Below are 19,858 nucleotides of genomic sequence, written 5' to 3'. Positions count from 1 at the left end.
GGAGACGAGGCGGCGTCTGAGGTTCCCCTACCCGCACAGCTACGCAAGCCATTGCGAAAGCACTCCTCAGTCGCGATCGTGGTTGTAGCGATCGTGGTAGTCGGGTTCGGCCATTCCGTACTTCCAGTACCCGACGGCCAGCACCGAGCTCGCGTCCAGCCCGCGGTCGTTGCGCAGGTGCCTGCGAATTCCGCGCACCATCGCGGACTCCCCGGAAACCCACGTGGACACGTCCTGGCCCTCGGGAATGTCGACGCCGCGGACCGCCTGGTCCAGCAGCGTGGAACGTCCGGGCTCGATGCCGTCGCGGTGCAACCAGGTCAGCTTCAGGTCCGGAGGACACTGGATGTCCTGCTGCTCGGCGGCGTCGGCGACCTCGACGAACACCTGCCCCCGTGCCGTGACGGGCAGTCGTTCGATGATCGAGGCGATCGCGGGCAGGGCGGTCTGGTCGCCGACGAGCAGGTACCAGTCGGCTCGGGGGCAGGTCTTGCCGCCGGGACCCATGATGCCCAGGAAGTCGCCGGGACGGGCGCGCTTGGCCCAGGAGGCGGCCACGCCGTGGTCGCCGTGCATCACGAAGTCCACGTCGAGTTCGCCCCGCGTCTCGTCGTAGCGGCGAACCGTGTAGGTGCGCATGGTGGGGCGTTCGGACGGGTCCGGCCACCGGTAGCGGCCGGTCTCGCGGTCCAGCGCGGGCAGCACGGGCCGCCGCTGCCCCTCCCGGGGAACGAAGACCTTGACGTTCGGGCCGTTGTGCTCGTCCAGGAACCCCTCCAGCTCGTCACCGCCCAACGTGACCCGCCGCATCGACGGGCTCAGGTCGGTCGTCCGGAGCACCTGGAGCGTGCGTGCGGGCGGACGGGGGTGCGAAGCACGAGGAGCTCGCTGCGCTGTCATCGGCCACGTCTTCCTTCCTGGCTCACCGTCGAAAGAACGTAATAAGGCTAGCCTAACCATAGAACACGGTTGTTGTCTTCCCCTCGGTGAGGCACATCGCCGGTTCAGTGGCCGTTCATCGACTCCTCGGCGGTGGCTTCCTCCATCCTGGTGGGCACCACCCGCCGCCGCGGGCCGCCGAGGCGCAACGCCAGCGGCACGCAGACCAGGGCGAAACCGGCCGCGACCAGCATTCCGGCGTGGTAGGCCGCCAAGTTCGGCACCGGGTTGCCCGCACTGTCGAGTGTGCTGGTCCCCACCACGGCCAGCACACCGGCGATGAGCGCCACTCCCAGCGCGCTGCCGACTTGGCGCTGCACGTTGAACAAAGTGGAGGCACCACCGGTTTCCGAGTGACTGATGGTGGTGAAGGCGACGACCTGGAGCTCGATCGAGGCCGCCCCGACGAAGAAGCCCGAAGCCAGTTGGATGCCACCCACCATCCACAACGGAGTATCCGCGTGAACCGTGTTCATCAGCGCGAACGAGACGGCGGCACCGAACATCGCCGCGGCGATGATTCCGCGTGGCCCCACCTTCGGATGCAGTCGTGTGACCACCTGTGAAGCGGCCATCAACCCGACCGCCTTGGGCAGCGTCACCAGCCCGGTCTCCCACGCGGAGGCACCCAGCGCCGTCTGGTACATCAGGGTGAAGGCGTAGAGGGTTCCGAGGAAACCCACCATGCACAGGCACAGCAGGATGCTGCCCCGCCGGAAGTTCGCGTCGGTGAACAGTCCCAGTTCGAGCATGGGGTCCCGGATCCGGAGCTGCGAGAACACCAGCACTCCCAGGCACACCAGGCCCGCGAGCGCGAATCCCCAGACGTCCGGGGCGAACAGGCCCCGGTGGCCGACCGTTTCCAGCGCGTACATCACCAGCCCCAGGCCCGGCGCGGCCAGCGCGAAGCCGAGCAGGTCGAAGCGCTTGTTCCCGGACTCGACGTGCTCGGCCAGCGTGAACGCACCGAACACCAGTGCCAGCACGCCGACGGGCACGTTGACGTAGAAACCCCACCGCCAGGTGAGGTGCTCGACGAACAGACCACCCAGCACCGGCCCCAGCGCAGGAGCCACGGCGGTGGGCAGGATCAGCACCCGCGAGATCCGGACCCGCTCCTCGGCGGGATAGGCGCGGAACAGCATCGTCAGCGCCACCGGGCTCATCACACCGCCACCCGCACCCTGGAGCAGGCGGGCCAGCGTGAGCTGGGTGAGGTCCTGGGCCGCGCCGCACAGGGCGGAGGCGACGACGAAGGCGCCGAACGCGGCCAGAAACGTCCTCTTGGTACCGAAGCGGTCGCCCAGCCATCCCGACATCGGTATGCACACGGCCAGACTGACCAGGTACGCGACATTGACCGCACTGGCGGCGCTGGGCGTCACGGCGAAGCTGTCACTGATCGTCGGCAAGGCCACGTTGACGATCGTGGCGTCCATACCGTTCATGAACATCGCGGCGACGTAGACCACGCACACCGCGACCTTCGGGCTCGCCTTGCCCGTCAACCGCTTGAGCATCCCGGTACTTTCAGTTCGAGGCTTGCGCGGCGGAGGACGACGGAGTCGTGGGATCGACTCGCGCCGCCGGGGGCCGCTGCGCGCCGGCGGGGCGCATGTCCGTCCAGGAGCTCTCGATGTGCTCCAGACACGCCTGCTTGCCGGCCGGACCGTGCGTGATGGTCCAACCTGCGGGCACTTCCACCGAGCACGGCCACAGCGAGTACTGGTCCTGGTCGTTGACCAGGGCGTAGTACGACGCATCGGGGTCGTCGAACGGATTGGTCATCTCCACCTCCTTAGCGGGTTGTCGCGGTTTCACGATTCGGTCCGGTGCAGGCGCTGCTCGACGACGGCGGCGATCTCGGCGAGCGGACCGGGCTGGGTCATGTCCTTGTGCTCGCAGGCGATGTCGTGGTCGTCCACGTCGCCCTCGACGTAGGGCTGCCACATCCCCGCGGTCAGCGACTCCTTGGCCGGGTTCACCGTGGCGGTGAAGAACAGCACGTCACCGCGGAACTTGTCGTGGTCGGCCGTGTTCTCCAGAACCGCGCAGTTGGCGAAGTTGTCGATGATCGCGTCGACGGTGTGTTCGGCCAGGTTCGCCAGCGCGCTGCTCTCGTCCGAGAGCGCCTCCAGCACGTCCGACCGCCGCAGCGGACCGTCGGAGAAGACCGAGAGGTCGTAGCCGGCCATGTAGAGCAGTGCCCAGAGCGCTTCCTGCTCGGTGGGCAGTACGTCCCACACGTCCTTCGGGTAGGAGTCGAGCATCGCCAGGAACCGCACCTGCTCCCCCTGAGCCTGGAGCTGGGTGCCCATCTCGTGGGCGATGACGCCGCCGAAGGACCAGCCGAGGAAGTGATAGGGACCGTGCGGTTGGACTTCGCGAACGTGCTCGAGGTACTCGGCGGCCATCTCGCGCAGGGTCGGCGCGACCGGTGCCGGTTCGGCGAGTCCGCGTGCCTGGATGCCGTAGAGCGGGCGTTCGGCGTCGATGTGCTTCATCAACCCCGCGAACGGCCAAGCCAGCCCGGCGGCCGGATGCACGCAGAACAGCGGTTCCTTGCTGCCCTGGACCCGCAGCGGCAGCAGGATCTCCAGCGCGTCGCGCTCGGTACCGCCGTCCATGCGCTCGGCGAGTCCGGCCGGTGTCGGCGCGGCGAACAAGCTGCCGACGTTGAGCTGCACACCGAGCTCGTCGCGAATGCGGCCGATCAGCCCGGCGGCCAGCAACGAGTGCCCGCCGAGGTCGAAGAAACCGTCCTCGACACCGACGGTCGGCAGTTGCAGGACCTCGGCGAACAGGGCGCACAGGATCTCCTCGGTGGGGTTGCGCGGCACGGTCCCCCCCACCGACCCGCTCAGGTCCGGCTCCGGCAGCGCGGCGCGGTCGAGCTTGCCGTTGGGCATCAGCGGCAGCGAGTCCACGAGCACGACCACGACGGGGACCATGTAGTCGGGCAACACCGAACCGACGTGGCGGCGGAGTTCGGCGTTGTCCGGACCGGCACCCGCACGCGGTACGGCGTAACCGACGAGGCTCTTGTCCGCCCCCCGCTCCCGGACGATCACCGCGGACTGGACCAGGTCGGGGTGCCGGGCGAGAACGGCCTCCACCTCACCCGGTTCGATCCGGAAGCCACGGATCTTGACCTGGTCGTCGGCTCGTCCGGCGAACTCCAGCACCCCGTCCGGGCGCCAGCGCACCAGGTCGCCCGTGCGATACATCCGGGAACCGGGCGGCCCGAACGGGTCGGCCACGAACCGCTCGGCGGTCACACCCGGCTGGTTGAGGTAGCCCCGTGCCAGGCCGGTCCCGGCGACGTGGAGTTCCCCCACGACACCGGGCGGCACGGGTTGCAGGAAGTGATCGAGCACGTGGAGCCGCGTACCCGGGTCGGGCACTCCGATCGGCACCGAAGCCCCTGGAGCGCTCGGCGCGCACTCCCACAGCGTCGAGTTCACGGTCGCTTCGGTGGGCCCGTAGCAATTGAGCATGCGGTGGTGTCCCGCCCACCGCAGCACCAGGTCCGCGGGTACCCTCTCCGCCCCGCACAGCAGGGTCGCCTGCGGTGGTAGCTCGGTGTCGGTCGGGAACATCCCCATCACCGACGGCCCCACGGCCAGATGCGTGACCCGGTGCCGGCGTGCGTAGGAGGCCAGTGGTTCACCGGGAACCCGCCGATCGGACGGCACGACGACCAGCGTGCCGCCGCTGAGCAGGCCCATGCACATTTCCCAGAACGCCACGTCGAAGCTGGGCGAGGCGAACTGCAGCACCCGGCTCTCGGCGGTGACCCCGACGCGGCGGGTCTGGGTCGCCACGAGACCGGCCACTCCGCTGTGCTCGACGACCACGCCCTTGGGGGTTCCGGTGGAACCGGAGGTGTAGATGACGTAGGCCGCGTCGTCGACGCGCAGCGGGCTGGTGCGCTCGGCGTCGCTCAGCGTGGTGCCCTCCGCGCTCGCCAGTTCCGTCCGCAGCCGCTCGGAGTCGATCACCAGCGCCCGGGTGCCCGCGACGTCGGGAAGACTCGCGGCCGTGGCGGCGTCGGTGACGATGTGCCGCGGACCCGCGTCGTCGACCATGTGGCGCAGTCGATCGGCCGGGTAGTCGGGGTCCAGCGCCAGGTACGCCGCTCCGGAGGTCATGACCGCGATCAGGCTCGTGATCAGTTCGGGCGAGCGGGGCAGCAGGACGCCGACGACGTCGCCCGGCCCGGTACCGTGCGCGACGAGCACCCGTGCCAGCGAGTTCACTCGTTCGTCGAGCTCGCGATAGCTCAACCGCACGTCATCGAAGATCACCGCGTCCTTGCGCGGTTCCCGCTCGACCTGCCCGCTCAGCAGGGCGGGGAACGTGGTCGGCGCCGTGTCGTCGCCCTCGGCCACGGCGTCGCCCCACTGCTCGAGCAGCTCTCGCCGGTCACCGAGGACGTCCAACCGGTCGATCGGACACCGGGGGTCGTCGGCGGCTCCCTCCAGCAGCCGCAGCAGCAGGTGCACCATCTCCTCGGCGGTGTCGTGCCGGAACAGGTCGGCGCTGTAGAGCAACACCCCGTCCAGGTGCTCGTCCCGCTCGGTGACGCTGAAGGCCAGGTCGAACTTGGCCGTGCCCGCGTCGTAGGTCTCCACGCTGGTCGAGAGGCCGGGGAACTCGGCGTGGATCGCGTCGGTGGCCGTCCAGTAGGCCACCATCACCTGGAACAGCGGGTGCCGCGACAGCGAGCGCGTCGGGTTGACGACCTCGGCCAGCCGTTCGAACGGCAGCTCGCTGTGCTCGTAGGCGGCCAGGTCCGTCTCGCGGACACGGTCGAGCAGCTCGCCGAAGCCGGGCTCACCCGAGGTGTCGGTGCGCAGCACCAGGCTGTTGACGAAGAAGCCGACCATCTCGTCGAGCTTCTCGTCGGCGCGTCCGGCGACCGGGGTGCCGACCGGAACGTCGGTGCCCGCGCCGAGGCGGGTCAGCAGTGCCGCCACTCCCGCCTGCACCACCATGAACACGCTGGCCCCGTGCTCGGAGGCCAGCCGGCGCAGCCGCCGGTACAGCGCCGGGTCGACGGTGAAGGTCACCGAACCGCCCCGATGGCTGGGGGACGCCGGGCGCGGGTGGTCGGTGGGGAGTTCGAGCTGGTCGGGAAGGCCCGCCAGGGTTTCGGTCCAGAAGGCCAGCTGTCGCGCGGCGAGGCTGTCCGGGTCGTCCTCGTCGCCCAGCAGGTTCCACTGCCACATCGTGTAGTCGGCGTACTGCACGGACAGCGGCGGCAGGTCCGGTGGCGAACCACGCAGCCGCGCGGTGTACGCGGTGGAGAGATCGCGCATCAGCGGGGCCATGGACCACTCGTCACCGGCGATGTGGTGCAGCAGCAGCAACAGCACGGACTCGTTCTCGCCGGTGCGGAACAGCATCGTGCGCAGCGGTGGTTCCTGGGCGAGGTCGAAGCCGCGCCCCGCCGCCGTGAGCAGTTCCTCGTCGAGCGCGGACTCGGTGGTGCGCACGGACGCCGGAACCGGTCGCGCCCGCTCGGGATCGAGGATCGACTGCCGTGGTCGCCCCAGCGTCTCCGGGAAGATCGTGCGCAGGCTCTCGTGCCGCTCCACGACGTCGCCGAGGGCCGCCCACAGCGCCTCCTCGTCGAGGTCCCCGGACAGGCGCAGGGTGATCGGCAGGTTGTAGGTCGGGCTCGCCCCCTCCAGCCGGTACAGGAACCACAGCCGCCGCTGGGCGAAGGACGGGGGCACGACCTCCGGGCGCGGCACCGGCCGTAACTCGGCTCTGCCGGACTCGCCCGCGTGCTCCAACTGCTCGGCCAGTCCGGCCACGGTCGGGTGCTCGAACAGCGCCCGGATGGTCGGGTCGCTGCCGAGCTCCGTGCGCACGCGCGCCAGCAGCCGAGTGGCCAGCAGGGAGTGGCCACCGAGGTCGAAGAAGCCGTCGTCGATGCCCACCTCGGCGAGACCGAGCACCTCGGCGAACAGGGTGCACAGCGACGCCTCGGTCTCTGTGCGCGCGGACCGGCCACCCGCCTCCGCGGTGAACTCGGGGACGGGCAGCGCCTCGGTGTCGAGCTTGCCGTTGGCGGTCAGGGGCAGTTCGTCGACCTCGACCAGCGCCGAGGGCACCATGTAGTGCGGCAAGGACTCGGCGGCGTGGGACCGCAGTCGGGCGGCATCCGGTCCGCCACCGGGACGCGCGACCGTGTAACCGACCAGTCTGCGATCACCGGGACGGTCCTCACGAACCACCACGGCCGCCCGGGCCACCTCGGGATGCGCGTTCAGGACCGATTCGACCTCTCCGGGCTCGATGCGGAAACCGCGCACCTTGACCTGCTGGTCGGCGCGGCCGAGGAACTCCAGGGTTCCGGTCTCGTCCCACCGGGCGAGGTCACCGGTGCGGTACATCCGGGAACCGGGCGGCCCGAACGGATCGGCCACGAACCGTTGCGAGGTCAGCCCACGCCGCCCCAGGTATCCACGGGCCACACCCGCTCCCCCGACGTACATCTCCCCCACCGCACCGGGCGGCAACGGGCGCAGTCCCGCGTCGAGCACGTAGACCCGCAGGTCCGGGATGCCCCGGCCGATCGGACTGGCCTCGTCGTCGAGATCCCCGGAGCCGACCTCGGCGTAGGAGACGTGCACCGTGGTTTCGGTGATGCCGTACATGTTGATCAGGGCGGGTGCGGCGGGATGCCGCTGATACCAGCCGCCGAGCCGGGTGGGGTCGAGCGCCTCACCCCCGAAGATCACGAAGCGCAGCGCCAGCTCCGCCGAGGTGGCCGGGTGCTCGCCGTCTGCCTCGACGAGCTGGTGGAAGGCCGAAGGTGTCTGGTTGAGGACGGTGACCCGCTCACGAGCCAGCAGCTCCAGGAACTCGCGGGGTGACCTGCTCACCGCGTGCGGCACGACGACCAACCGACCGCCGTGCAGCAGGGCGCCCCACAGCTCCCACACCGAGAAGTCGAAGGCGTAGGAGTGGAACAGGGTCCACACGTCGTGCGGACCGAACCCGAACCACTGTTCGGTCGCGGTGAACAATCGCACCACGTTGCCGTGCGGGATCACCACGCCCTTGGGCTTGCCGGTCGAGCCGGAGGTGTAGATGACGTAGGCGGCGTGCTCGGGAGCCAGTCTGCCCCGTTCACCCGGGCCCGGGTCGTTCTGGGAGTGCTGGGACAGGGCCGCGGCCGTCTCCGGGTCGTCCAGGACCAATCGGGTCAGGGACTCGGGCAGGCGGTGGGCGTGCTCGACGTCGCTGACCGACACGGTGGGGCGGGCGTCGTCGAGGATGTGGGACAGCCGCTCGGCGGGGTGCTCGGGATCCAGCGGCAGGTACGCCGCACCCGACTTGACGACCGCGATCAGTGCGACGACCAGCTCCTGCGAACGCGGCAGGGCCAGCGCCACCAGGTGTTCCGGGCCGACACCGTGGTCGACGAGGTAGTGGGCGAGCCGGTTGGCCCGCGCGTTGAGCTCGGCATAGGTCAGCGTCACCGCGTCGAACGTGACGGCCGTCGCCCGCGGTGTCCGCGCCGCCTGCTCCTCGAACAACTCGGGCAGGGTTCGTTCAGGCCACTCCTCGGTCCCCGAGTTCCACTCGTGCACGATCCGCTCGCGCTCCTCGTCCGAGAGCAGCTCGATCCGGGCGATCCCGGTCTCGGGTTCGACGGTGCCGAACGAGCGGAGGAACCGCAGGAACCGCTGCCGGTGGGCGGCGAGGTCCCGCTCGGTGTGGACCCGGGGATTCGCGTCGAACTCGAAGCACAGCTCGGCACCGTCGGTGTAGACGGCTAGGGTCAGATCGTCGACCGGCCCGGCGGCGAGGTTGTGCACGGTGGCGGGAGCGTCCCCGAAGGACGAGTCGTAGTCGAAGGTCTTGATGTTGACCAGGGGACCGAACAGCGGGCGGTCGAGCATCCGCAAACGTCGCCGCAGGTCCTCGCTGCGGTGCTGCTGGTGCTTGCGAAGCTGACGCATCTCGCGGGCGACCTGGTCGATCAGCTCCTCCCGCGTGGTCTCGGGAGCGACGTGCAGCCGCAGCGGGAGCACGTTGACGACCATGCCGGGAGTGCGCAGCGCGGCGGAACCCCTCCGGTTCATGACCGGAACGCCGAGGATCACGTCGGGGGAGCCGGTCATGCGGTGCACGTAGGCGGCGAGCGCGGCGACGAGGGCGTCGGGCCAGATGGTGCGGCTGCGGGCGGCGGCCTCCGAGAGTCGTCCGGTCTCCTCCTCCGGAAGCCGGTCCGACTGGCGCAGGAAGGAGTGGGCACTGGTACGGAACCGGCCCGCCAGGGGCGTCGCCTCGGGCCGGTCGGCGAACTTGCCGTCGAAGAACGCGGCGTCCCGGGGTGCCTTCTCGGAATCGCGGTACCGGTGCTCCTCGGCGAGCAGCTCGGCCAACGTCCCGAAGGGGGACTCTCCGGGCTCCTCCGCCGCGATCAGTGCACTGTAGACCTCGGCGACGCGGCGCAGGACGATCGAGAAGCCGTAGCCGTCGATGGCGACGTGGTGAATGCGCTGGTACCACCACCAACGCCCTTCGCCGAGTTCGAACAGTGCCGCCGTGAACAGCCGTCCGCGGCCACTGGCCGCCGTGGTGGGATCGACCGGTTCGGCCAGGTCGTCACGCATCCACTCCAGCGCACGAGCGTCCGGATCGGCCTCGGCGCTGACGTCGAGCACCGGAACGTCGACGTCGACGGTGGGTTCGACCACCTGACCCGGTTCGTCGCCGTCCTCGACCACGCGCAGCCGCAGCGACTCGGTCTCGTCGACGACGCGGCGCAGAGCGCTCCGGAACACATCGGGGTCGACGGTGCCGTGGATCTCCACGTATTCGCCGGTGTTGTAGATCGGATTCGCACGGTCGAGCTGCTGAGCGAACCACACCCCCGCCTGCGCGGAGGACAGCGGCAACACGCCTGAAGGTTCCGGCATCGTCTGCGTCTCTCCCAAGTAACCGGCGAACGAAGTAAGGCTAACCTTATTTCACATGTCCGGCTCTCGCCAGGAGGAGACACGGTGCCCTGACTCTCACCCCGCTGCGGCACCGCGGGGCGTACGGCGCCACGCCCTCCCGGAACTCAGCGGGGGTGCACCATCAGGGCCGAGTTCTTCGTCGGCAGTCCCACCTCGCGCTCCCGGGTGTAGCCGGCCTTGGCGAAGGCCGCGATCGAGGCCGCGTTGTGGACGTTCGGCTCGGCCACCACGCGAGGGCACTCGGGATCGGCCTCCAGCAGCCCCCTGGCCACGGCCAGCAGCAGCGAGGAACCCAGTCCGCGCCCGATCACCGCATCGTCACCGATCGCGATGTGCACCCCGAGATCACGGGGATGGCGCGGGTAGCACCCGGCGAGCTTGTCCCGCTCCACCCGGTAGAGCTCGACGTAGGCGATCCGGCGACCGTCCAGGCTGACGATGCAGGGCAGCGAGTGCGACCCACCGAGCTGAGTGGCCAGTTCGGTGTGCCACTCCTCCCGCGACCACGCCTGGTTCCAGTTGACCGCGACGTGCTCGGTGTTCATCCACTCGTGCACCAGGGCGGCGTCCGGCCCACCGTCGTCGCCGGTGAGCTCGACGGGACGCAACGACCACCCCTCGCCCAGCTCGGGCAACGGCACTCCGGGAACCCTCGGGGAGGCCGCGTTGAACGGCCGCAGCGGATTCGCGATCTCGTGGAGCACCGGGTCCGGGCGGATCTCGCCCGACCGGCTCCGATACCGCAGCGAGGAGCCGTTCACAACGGCGACATCCGTCACGGTCGGCCCGGTCAGCCAGCTCCGCAGCAGTGGATCCAGCTCCGGATGACTGTCCGTGAAGGCGTCCAGCTGGGCCGAGAGCACGGCGAGCAGGTCCCGCTCGTCGGCCACCCCGCAACGGCCGAGCACCCCGATGGCGGCGAGCACGCCACTGCTCAGCAGGGAGGCCGTCGCCTCCTCGCCCGGAGACTCCAACGCGCACAGTCGCGGCAGCAGTTCGGTCTCGACGTGCTTGGAGAGCCACCGTTCGGCCTCGGCACCGTCGGTGACCGACTCCAGGATCCGCGGCGGGGTCCACGCCCCCTCCCGGAGTTGTTCGTGCAGCGTGGACTCGCGAACGCCGGCGCCGACCGGATCGAGCTCGGCGTCACGTTCCCCCGTCGACCGCAGCGCCCAGTCCACCAGCGATCCGGCATCGGCAGCGTTGATCGTGGCGTCGGCCACCGCACGCGCCCGAGCCTCCGCCGACAACGCCGCCGACAACAGCCCCGGCTCGGCGATGGCGAGCGGGCGGTCTTCGGCGTCGACGACGCGGATCGGGCCGAAGCGGTGCGCACCTGTCGGGGAGACGTACTCGACCTCCGCGTGCAGCCGTATCGGCCCCAGGGGCAGCCGCAGCGGACCCCCTCGCACCGGAGTGTGGGTCTCACTCAGCCAGCGCCGCAGCAACACCGAGCAGCGCCGGTGTGCCGCCACGGCCAGGTTCTCCTCGTCCGTCGTCACGCCATCCCACCGAAAGCCTCGTCACTCGTACCGCACCGGACGATGCGGTGAAGCGAGCCTAACCCGAGGGCTCGGCGCACCGGCCCGCTCGGGGCTGCCCCGCCGAGGGGCCCCGATCGATTCGATCGTCCGGACCGCCGGCTCGTTCACGACAAAACACAAAATCGGTTCGGGTGGAGCCCGAAAACCGTTCACGCTGAGAACACACGCACGGTAGCGGATCATTCGTTGGAGTGATATTGGCTCGAAGCCCCTCACAACCGCCCACTTCGAATCGCAGGCCCCGGGCGCAGCGCTTACGATCTCCACCAGCATAGCGCCGAGGCGGGAGTAACGGTGAACTATGAATGACGAGTCGGTCGTACCCCTTCGACCGGGGTTCGACAACGAGTTCCGAGGATTCAACCGAAACCAGGTCATCGAGCACATCGAACTGCTCGAAGATCAAATCACCATGTTGACCACCGACCGCGACGAAGCGGTGCGAATCAACGAGGACCAACGCCGGATCACCGACGAGACCCGGCACCAACTGGAGGAAACGGTAGCCGAGCTGAAACGGCTCGAGGACTCCGAAACAGGTCTTCCCCAGGCCACCCGTCGAATGCAGAACATGCTGATGATGGCGGACGAGGAAGCCAACACCATTCGGGAGCACGCCCGGCGGGACGCCGAGACGATCCGAGGAACCGCCAGCACCGACGCCGAGCACATGCGCCGCGAGGCCGAGGCGACGGCCACCGCACTGCGCGAGGAGTGTGCCGGGCTGGTCGCCGATCTGGAGAACAAGCGCGAGCGGATCGACTCCGACCACGCCTCCCAGACCGCCGAAATCGAGGCGAAGCGCGAGGAAATGCACCGGTCGATCCAGGCCGAGTACAACGACGTCATGTCCCAGGCGCAAAGCGACGCCACCGAAATGCTGCGCCAGACCAGACAACGGTGCGAGGAGCTGGAGACCGAGTCCCAGCGCTACCACGCACGCATCGTGGATGATCTCGACGGACGAGCGGCCAAGCTGGAAAGCTTCCGTCAGCTCATCCTGGAGACGCTGGACTCCATGTCCGGGTTCGCCTCCATGTACCGCTCCTCGGTCACCCAGCAGTCCGCCGTGGCCGCGCCTCAGGAGTGGCCCGCGCTGACCGAGCACCCGAACGCGGCCGCGGATGAGCTGAGGCGGCACGGCCAGGACGGTGCCGTCGCGATCGCCCACGGCGAGAACGGCCCCGCGGGCCACGCGGGACCCGTGGGACCCGTGGGACCCGTGGGCCACGAGGACAACGAGCGGCGCCGCATCAGCCCCATCACCGACGAGGACGTCCTCGGCGAGGAGGTGCCGCTGGCCTCCGAGTCGAAGCAGCCCGCTTCCGCGGTCGGTCACCCCGTCCACTCCAGCACGCAGGGGAGCTAAAAAGACATGCCTGTGGATCTCTCCGCTTGGGACTTCTCCCTGATGTTGGTGATGTTCCTGTCGGGAGCGCTGATCGCAGCGGCCGTGCTCGGTACCCCTCTCCTTCGCGCCAGGCAGCGAAACGCACGTCTGCGCCGCCAGGTCGCTCGACTCACGACCGCCACCGCACTGTTCTCCACGCCCGAGCACTCCCGTGGGGACGACGGTGGCGTTTCGAACGACCAGGGAGTTTCACCTCCGGCACCCGTGCCGGAACCACCGACCGGCCATCGGGAGCTCTCCGCGCAACCCCCGTGGGAGGCGGTCGAAGAGGAGGCACGAATGCCCGCGTTCCCCACCGAAGAACCCCACGACATCGATCCCACCCATTCCCGGAACCACGACGATGCGATGCACGGCTACCCCGGCATCGACGCCCCCACCGAGCCCGTCCGGCCGGAACCGCACCCGGCGGGCGAGAACGGTCGGGACGTCTCGCACTCCGGGACCAACGGCCATGATCAAGCCGAGGCGTCCTCCTTCGCCACCGAGGAGGCCGCCGACCGGTTCCGACGCGAGTACAACGAGCCGATGGCCGAGACGCGCGACCGCATAGCCCGGTTGCGAGCACAGCTGCACGAGGTTCCCACGACCACCAACGGCCACGGTGGTCCGGGCGGCCACCTCTGAACAGCCGGGAAGCGGTGCTCACCCGCCGCTTCCCGGCGAAGCCGAACCACCTCTCACGACGAGCCTGCCGTCCGGGCACCGAAAGTCCGGGGCCAAGGCGGAAAGGAGTGTCCAGCATGGAAGACGCCGCCGACACCGTCGTACCGCTGCGGCCGGGATTCGACGTCCAGTTCCGGGGCTACCACCGCGGCCAGGTGACCGAACACATCGAGATGCTGGAGGATCAGCTCAAGATCGTCAGCATCGACCGCAACGAGGCCGTCGAACTCAGCTCCACCCTGCGCAGCCTCTACGACGACGCCCGCCAGGACCTCAACGACATCGAGAACCGGCTGCGGCGGATCGGTTCCTCCGACACCGGGTTGCCCGAGGCCTCACAGCGAGTGCAGAACATGTTCGCCAACGCCGAGGAAGAGGTCCAGGAGCTGCGTGAACACGCACAACGCCAGGCCGAGACCATTCGCGGGGCGGCGGAGTCGAACGCCGCCCAGCTCGTCGACGAGGCCGAGCGCAACGCCGCCGAGCTGCGCAAGGAGTGCTCCGAGCTGATCGCCGAGGTCGAGCGCCAACGCGAGCAGATGCGGCACGAGCACGCCAAGCAGATCCGGGAGCAACGGGCACGGGAGCAGCGGTTGCGGCGCACCATTCGCTCCGAGTACCAGCGCACGGTCGACGCGGCGCAGCAGAAGGCCGACGAGCTGGTTTCCCAGGCCCAGAAGCAGGCGGGGCAACTCAACACCGAGAGCGAACAGCTGCGCGCGGCCGCGCTCGAGGACATCGAGCAGAAGCGCTCGGAGATGGAGCAGGCCCGGCAACGCGTGCTGGCGGCTATGCAAGCCGCCGGTGCCACCATCGGGGAATCGGCGCCGGCATTGCACACCCCGCCGCAGGATTCCACCTCGGAAGCCACGCCGTTGTACGAAATCGCCCACGTCCAGCTCCCCGACCAGCGGGAGGACAGTGTTTTCTACACGATTCCCACCAGCCAGACCAGTCCGACCAACCAGACCGGTCAGATCAACGGGTCCAACGGCGACACCGAATCACGCAACTGAAGGAATGGTGCCATCATGCCGTTCTTCGTACTGATCCTGACTTTTTTCGGGGGTTTCGCACTGGCGGTGTTCTTGTTCTGGCCGATCCAGCGCCGCGGCTCTCGGGGCCATGCCGGAAGCTTTCAGCGCAGTTCCCCGAGCACGGGCAAGCACGCACTGGACCGGACGGCGACGAATCCCGTCAGCATCCCGGTTCAGGATCGCGTCGAGCAGAGCAAGGGGGCGTCCGTGGCCAAGCACTCGGTGCTCGGCAGAAGTGCCACGGCCACGACTTCCGCGTATTCTCCGGAAACGACCTCGGAAACCGGCCCGGAGAAGAGTGGCGACAAGACCGAACCGGCCGCGGAGTTCCCGCAGGAGGACCTCTTCAGCCGGCACCACGCGGCCAAGTTCGATCAGGCCCGCCAACGACTCGCGAAGGTACGCGTGGAACTCGACTCATCGTGAGGACCTCCGCACGAGGACCACGAGGACACCGCAGCGCTCACCCGCGCCCGGCCGAACCGGGCGCGGGTGATTTTACTCACCGGGGCCGGTGCGACGAGTGGTTTCCGGGCCGCTGACGGCGGGAGCCGGCTTCGCTCGTTGCTATGTTCGAGTCAGTAACCGCGCGCGCGGCACCTCGACCGGTAGGAGCCTCACCCGTGTCCAGTTCCGACCCTTCCGCTCCAGCCGTGGTGTACCTGGTCGGTACGACCGGCAACCCCAACTACGGTGACGAACTCATCGGCGCCACGTGGTTGAAGTACCTGGCCCGCACGGCGCCGGAGACCGAGGTCTGGCTGGACTGCCCGAACCCCGGGCAAAGCGAGGTACTCCTCGGGCACCTGCATCCACGGGCCCGGTTCACCGACACTTTCTGGCGGCTGTGCTGGGAAGCACCCAGCGAGGAACCGTGGCAGGTCGCCGCCTTCGTCCAGCACGCGGTCAACGATCCCGGACTGGCTCCGCGCTGGGTGGCGGGCATCGAGCTGGCCGCCACCGCCGACGTGGTGCACCTCATCGGCGGTGGCTACGTCAACGGCATCTGGCCCCGCCACATCGGCCTGCTGGCAGCGGCCGTGGCCGCCGTGCGGCGTTCCGGGGGACGTGCCGCGATGACCGGGCAGGGCCTGTGGCCGGTCCCCGAGAACGCGCACGCCCTGCTCCGCAGTCTCGCCGACCAGTTCGAGATCATCGACGTCCGCGACGAGCCCTCCTCCGCACCGCTGAGCACATCGCTGCGACCCAGCGTCACCGGTGACGACATGTTCTTCGGCATTGAGCCCGGACTGTTCCGCGAGGACGAGACGCGCGAGATCATGGTCTGCGTCCAGTCCGACCTGCTGGACGTGTCCGTGCCCTCGCTGGCGGGGTTCCTGCTGGACACGTTGCGCGCCTGGGGAGTCAGCTCCGAGCAGGTGGGACTCGTGGAGGGGATCCCCCGGGTGGACCGCGAGGTGTTCTCGCTGGTGGAGCACGACCTGCCGAACGCTCGCTTCTACCCGTTCTCCGAGATCACGAGCTCCGGGCTGCCCGCCACCGCCGGACAGTGCTGGCTGTCCACACGGTTCCACACGCACCTGATGGCCGCGGCGGCCGGAGCCGGAGGTGTCGCCGTGTCCATCAACTCCGGCTACTACACCAACAAGCACCGGTCGCTGATCGAGCGCGGATCGAACTGGGCGCTGAGCGAGGGCCTGAGCATTCCCGAACCCCCGGTCGACGGCGGGTTCGACCCCGCCGACCTGCGTACCCTCCACGATCACAAGGCACAGCTGGCCCGCTCGATCTACTCGCCGCACCTGTCCTAGCGCCACCGGGTCTAGCGCCACCGGGCGGTGGGCCACTCCTCCCGGATCCAGGCGCTGTTCCAGAACAGCCACTCGTACTCGCTGGCGCGGGTGAACGCCCCCAGCATCCGGTCCCTGGTCGATTCGTCGGCCTCGCTCGCCAGTCTGTCGGTGAGTTCGCGGGCACCGAGCACCGCCTGGGCGAACTCCTCGTCGGCGTAGGTCTCGATCCAGCGGCTGTACGGATGGTCGCCGGCCCCACCCGTCGCCTCCAGGATGGTGCTGCCGACGTGCTGATACACCCAGAAGCAGGGCAGGATCGTCGCGATCAGCACGGGGTAAGGATCGCTGAGCGCGCTCGCCCGCAGAAACGAGGTGTAGGCCAGGCACGACGGCGAGGTCTCAATCCCGGCCATGTCGTCCTCGGACAGCCCGAACTCCTCGACGTAGCCCGCGTGCAGCCGACGCTCCTCGACCAGCGCCCCGTGTGCGCTACCGGCCAGGAAGGCCGCGTCCTCGGCGTTGTCGGCACGGGTGGACGCCGCCGCGAGTGCCTGCGCGAAGCCGACCAGGTAACGCGCGTCCTGCACGATGTAGCGGGCGAACCGATCGCGGTCGAGCGAACCGTCGGTGAGAGCGACGTTGAACGGATGCTGCACGATGGCGCGCTGCAACTCGGCGGTGCGCTCCCAGGCGTCGGCGCAGAAACCGCCATCGGGAGGGGCGGGCAAAGTACTCATACGATCCTTTCCACGGTGACGCCCTCCGAGGGAGTCACCACCAGCGGTGAAAGTGGTGCACAGGCCCGTGACCGCGCCCCACGGTCAACCGGTCGGCGGCACGCAGCGCGCCGCCGAGGTAGTCCTTGGCCTCCCGTACCGCTTCGGCCCAGTTCGCGCGCTGGGGCCGCAACGCGGCGATCGAGGCGGACAGGGTGCAACCCGTCCCGTGGTCGTTGGAGGTCGCCACTCGCTCGCCGGCGAAGAACTCGACCGCGCCCTCCTCGTGGAACACGTCCACACTCGAGTCCCCGTTCAGGTGCCCGCCCTTGAGCAGGATCCGCTCGGCTCCCAGCCCCGCGAGCCGCTCCGCCTGTTCGGGCATCCCGTGCGTACCGGTGAGCTCGGTGGTTCCCAGCAGATCGGCGGCCTCAGGCAGGTTCGGCGTGATCAGATCGACGCGGGGCAGCAGCTCCTCCCGCATGGCCTCCACGGCCTCGGCGGCCAGCAGCCGGTGACCGCTCTTGGACACCATCACCGGATCGAGCACGACGCACGGCGGGGCGTACTCGTCCAGCACCCGGACCACCGCACGGATGACCTCGGCGTTGGCCAGCATCCCGATCTTCACCGCGTCCACGCGGACGTCGTCGAGCAACGTGGTCAGCTGGGCGGTGACGAAGTCATCGGGGATCTCGTGGATGCGGGAGACACCGGTGGTGGTCTGTGCGACCAGCGCGGTCATCACCGACATGCCGTAGGCACCGTGCGCGGAGAAGGCTTTCAGATCGGCCTGGATCCCGGCGCCGCCGCTGGGATCGGTCCCGGCGATCGTGAGTACGTTGGCGATCACGGCCGCACCTCCGACGTCCGGAAGGCGCTGCCGCGCGGAACGAGACGAACCGTCATCACGGGTGACGTCCCTCCACTAGTGTGAGCTAGGTCAGGTTCGACGGGTCTTCTCTCAGCCCGATCCCTGATCGGACACCCCGCGTCACTGGGATCAACCTAGCAAGCACCGTCAAGCCCTCGACCCCGTCCCCGGGAAATCCCTTCGGCGCAACGAGACCAAGTACAACTACACGGAGTCACTATTTTGCCGCTCGATCGGGCGCATATTTTTCGCTCGAACGGGTTATATACAGCTCCGAGCCGACGCGACGAGACTGATGTGAGCACACGCGAGCACAAGGGGGTCAAGCGAGTGTTCCTCGATCGTGAACAGGTGTGGTGGATCGTCCCGGCCGGCCAGCAGATCCGACACGCCATCACCCAGCGTCCTGGTTCGCGCCCGTCGGGATACCTGGTCACAGCGCTGTGTTCGATGGCGGTCAAGTTGCCCCACGAGACGTGGCCGACATCGCGGGAACCGGCCAGTCGCGCCGTCACCACCCACTGTCCCGGTTGCGAATCCGCGGTCGCCGAACACCGCGAGCGCAACGAGGAACTGGTGGTGGCGAACTGGGAGAGCTGACGCGAGACAACTCACACCGAAAACGAGTTCATAGGGAGTGAGGGCACCCTCAGTGGCGGTTTAGAGTCGGGGGTGATGACTAGCACGACCGACTCCTCCTCCGTACGTTCCGGACACACCGCACGACGTGATCCGGCTGCCATCTGGGCTCCACTGGCCGGTCTCGCCGACGCGGCGACCGAGACCGTGACGGATTCCGAGACCGTCGCCGTCACGCGCGGGTTCGATCGGAAGAGTCGCCAGCGCGCGAAGGCTCTGAGCGAGTTGCTCGAGGAGCGCGGGGTGAACGCCGTCGAGGTGACTCCGGCGCCGGACAGCGAACGGCTTCTCGACGGGAGCACGGTCGCGGCGGTCGTCAATCTGGTGGGCGCCGGTGCCTGGAACCCCTACCGGTTGGCCGCCAAGAAGCAGGTACCCGTGCTCACGCCGCGCCCCACCGAGGAGGACTCGGCGGCGGAGGCCACTCGCGACGTCATCAGTGTCACCGGCACCGACTCCACCCGCGACATCGCGCTCACCAGGGTGGCCGTGCTCCCCGAGGACACCGAGAACAGCGACATCACGCTCACCAGGGACGGCGAACCGCTGACCATCCCGGGCGGCCAGGTCGAGATCACGCCGAACGAGCGGAACCTGGACGTACGCATTCAGGGCCCGGACTTCGCCGCCCAGGACATCACCGTCGGTGAGCTCCTCGTGCAGACCTCCGGTGCTCCGCACCGGTTCATCCGCGACGAGCTGCCCATCGCCGAGTTCGAGGGTTCCCTGACCGTGACCAGCGAGCCCACGGGCCTGCGCGTACGCCCGGTGTGACCAAGGGAGTTCACGGATCGGCCCCGACGTCGATCCGTGGACTCCCTCACAACCGGGTGAGACGGGCGAGCAGGGTCGTCGAGCCGGCGACGATCACTCCCGTCAGGGCCAGTGCCAGCGGGAAGAACGTGCCGGGGGACAGCGCGTTGAACAGCGTCCACCAGGCGACCAGTGCCGTCGTGATCGCGAGCAGGACCGCGGTCACGAACACCAGGGGTCGACGACGCGGGAGTGAGCTCAGGGCCGCGCGCGCCCGCGGTGGCAGTCGCCAGAGCCGCACGCCGATCGGCGCGACGACGAACAGGACGATGAGCAGCCCGAACACAGAGTCCACCCGGCCCGGACTCGGCCCCAGCCCGAGCAGCAGACCGAGGACACCGAGAGTCAACAGCAACAGCACCCGGTGCAACACTCGCCACAGAAAAGCGTCGAAACCACTCACGGAGTCTCGCAGGCTCTCGCACATCGACACGGCCGGTACGTGACCGTGCTGGGGAGCTCGCGCTTGCACTCGCGGATC

At 69.0% G+C, this 19,858-nt stretch carries 15 protein-coding genes and 1 riboswitch; of the genes, 7 read left to right on the top strand and 8 right to left on the bottom strand.

Translation table 11 applies throughout. The features are described from left to right. Nucleotides 1–66 precede the first annotated feature (66 nt). The 5 genes from FHX42_RS12710 to FHX42_RS12690 form a co-directional block, all read right to left on the bottom strand. Nucleotides 67–900, bottom strand: coding sequence for a siderophore-interacting protein (locus FHX42_RS12710; protein ID WP_182544480.1), 834 nt, complete (start codon nt 898–900; stop codon nt 67–69). Nucleotides 901–1,004: 104 nt separating this feature from the next. Then, the gene (locus tag FHX42_RS12705; protein WP_182544479.1) at nt 1,005–2,459 is read right to left on the bottom strand and encodes an MDR family MFS transporter; all 1,455 of its coding nucleotides are present in this window, start codon (nt 2,457–2,459) and stop codon (nt 1,005–1,007) included. A gap of 10 nt (nt 2,460–2,469) precedes the next feature. Continuing rightward, complete coding sequence (locus FHX42_RS12700) at nt 2,470–2,727, bottom strand: MbtH family protein (RefSeq protein ID WP_182544478.1); 258 nt, start codon at nt 2,725–2,727, stop codon at nt 2,470–2,472. 29 nt (nt 2,728–2,756) lie between these two features. After that, nucleotides 2,757–9,881, bottom strand: coding sequence for an amino acid adenylation domain-containing protein (locus FHX42_RS12695; RefSeq protein ID WP_182544477.1), 7,125 nt, complete (start codon nt 9,879–9,881; stop codon nt 2,757–2,759). 146 nt (nt 9,882–10,027) lie between these two features. Continuing rightward, the gene (locus tag FHX42_RS12690) at nt 10,028–11,425 is read right to left on the bottom strand and encodes a GNAT family N-acetyltransferase (RefSeq protein WP_328796086.1); all 1,398 of its coding nucleotides are present in this window, start codon (nt 11,423–11,425) and stop codon (nt 10,028–10,030) included. A 343-nt stretch (nt 11,426–11,768) separates the two neighbouring features. Between FHX42_RS12690 and FHX42_RS12685 the strand changes: the two genes are divergently transcribed. The 5 genes from FHX42_RS12685 to FHX42_RS12665 all read left to right on the top strand — a co-directional run bounded on the left by FHX42_RS12685 (nt 11,769) and on the right by FHX42_RS12665 (nt 16,353). Continuing rightward, entirely contained in the window at nt 11,769–12,836 is a 1,068-nt protein-coding gene (locus FHX42_RS12685; protein WP_182544476.1) for a DivIVA domain-containing protein, read from the top strand. Between the two features lie 6 nt (nt 12,837–12,842). Beyond that, nucleotides 12,843–13,505 (top strand): LapA family protein, encoded by a 663-nt coding sequence (locus FHX42_RS12680; RefSeq protein WP_182544475.1) that lies wholly within the window; start codon nt 12,843–12,845, stop codon nt 13,503–13,505. Nucleotides 13,506–13,621: 116 nt separating this feature from the next. Then, nucleotides 13,622–14,560 (top strand): hypothetical protein, encoded by a 939-nt coding sequence (locus tag FHX42_RS12675; protein WP_182544474.1) that lies wholly within the window; start codon nt 13,622–13,624, stop codon nt 14,558–14,560. 15 nt (nt 14,561–14,575) lie between these two features. Further along, a complete protein-coding gene (locus tag FHX42_RS12670; protein WP_182544473.1) occupies nt 14,576–15,007 on the top strand; it encodes a hypothetical protein in 432 nt (143 codons plus the stop codon). Between the two features lie 197 nt (nt 15,008–15,204). Then, nucleotides 15,205–16,353 carry a polysaccharide pyruvyl transferase family protein gene (locus FHX42_RS12665; RefSeq protein ID WP_328796085.1) on the top strand — a complete coding sequence of 383 codons (1,149 nt, stop codon included), beginning with the start codon at nt 15,205–15,207 and terminating at the stop codon, nt 16,351–16,353. Nucleotides 16,354–16,364: 11 nt separating this feature from the next. On the opposite strand, the gene FHX42_RS12660 is transcribed toward FHX42_RS12665, so the two are convergent. After that, nucleotides 16,365–17,072 carry a TenA family protein gene (locus FHX42_RS12660; RefSeq protein ID WP_182544471.1) on the bottom strand — a complete coding sequence of 236 codons (708 nt, stop codon included), beginning with the start codon at nt 17,070–17,072 and terminating at the stop codon, nt 16,365–16,367. A gap of 34 nt (nt 17,073–17,106) precedes the next feature. Then, nucleotides 17,107–17,904, bottom strand: coding sequence for a bifunctional hydroxymethylpyrimidine kinase/phosphomethylpyrimidine kinase (gene thiD / locus FHX42_RS12655; protein ID WP_182544470.1), 798 nt, complete (start codon nt 17,902–17,904; stop codon nt 17,107–17,109). Nucleotides 17,905–17,954: 50 nt separating this feature from the next. Then, nucleotides 17,955–18,053, bottom strand: a riboswitch (TPP riboswitch). A gap of 169 nt (nt 18,054–18,222) precedes the next feature. Here thiD and FHX42_RS12650 point away from each other — a divergent pair. Together FHX42_RS12650 and FHX42_RS12645 are read left to right on the top strand one after the other, a co-directional pair. Further along, nucleotides 18,223–18,525, top strand: coding sequence for a hypothetical protein (locus tag FHX42_RS12650; RefSeq protein WP_220480247.1), 303 nt, complete (start codon nt 18,223–18,225; stop codon nt 18,523–18,525). A 75-nt stretch (nt 18,526–18,600) separates the two neighbouring features. After that, a complete protein-coding gene (locus tag FHX42_RS12645; protein WP_182544469.1) occupies nt 18,601–19,338 on the top strand; it encodes a hypothetical protein in 738 nt (245 codons plus the stop codon). A 46-nt stretch (nt 19,339–19,384) separates the two neighbouring features. Here the strand turns inward: FHX42_RS12645 and FHX42_RS12640 are convergent, their stop codons facing one another. Next, a complete protein-coding gene (locus FHX42_RS12640; RefSeq protein ID WP_182544468.1) occupies nt 19,385–19,780 on the bottom strand; it encodes a hypothetical protein in 396 nt (131 codons plus the stop codon). Between the last annotated feature and the right edge of the window lie 78 nt (nt 19,781–19,858).

It is taken from the genome of Halosaccharopolyspora lacisalsi (genome assembly GCF_014137975.1).
In the GTDB taxonomy this organism is placed as follows: domain Bacteria; phylum Actinomycetota; class Actinomycetes; order Mycobacteriales; family Pseudonocardiaceae; genus Halosaccharopolyspora; species Halosaccharopolyspora lacisalsi.
This window is presented reverse-complemented; position numbering and strand designations above follow the sequence as displayed.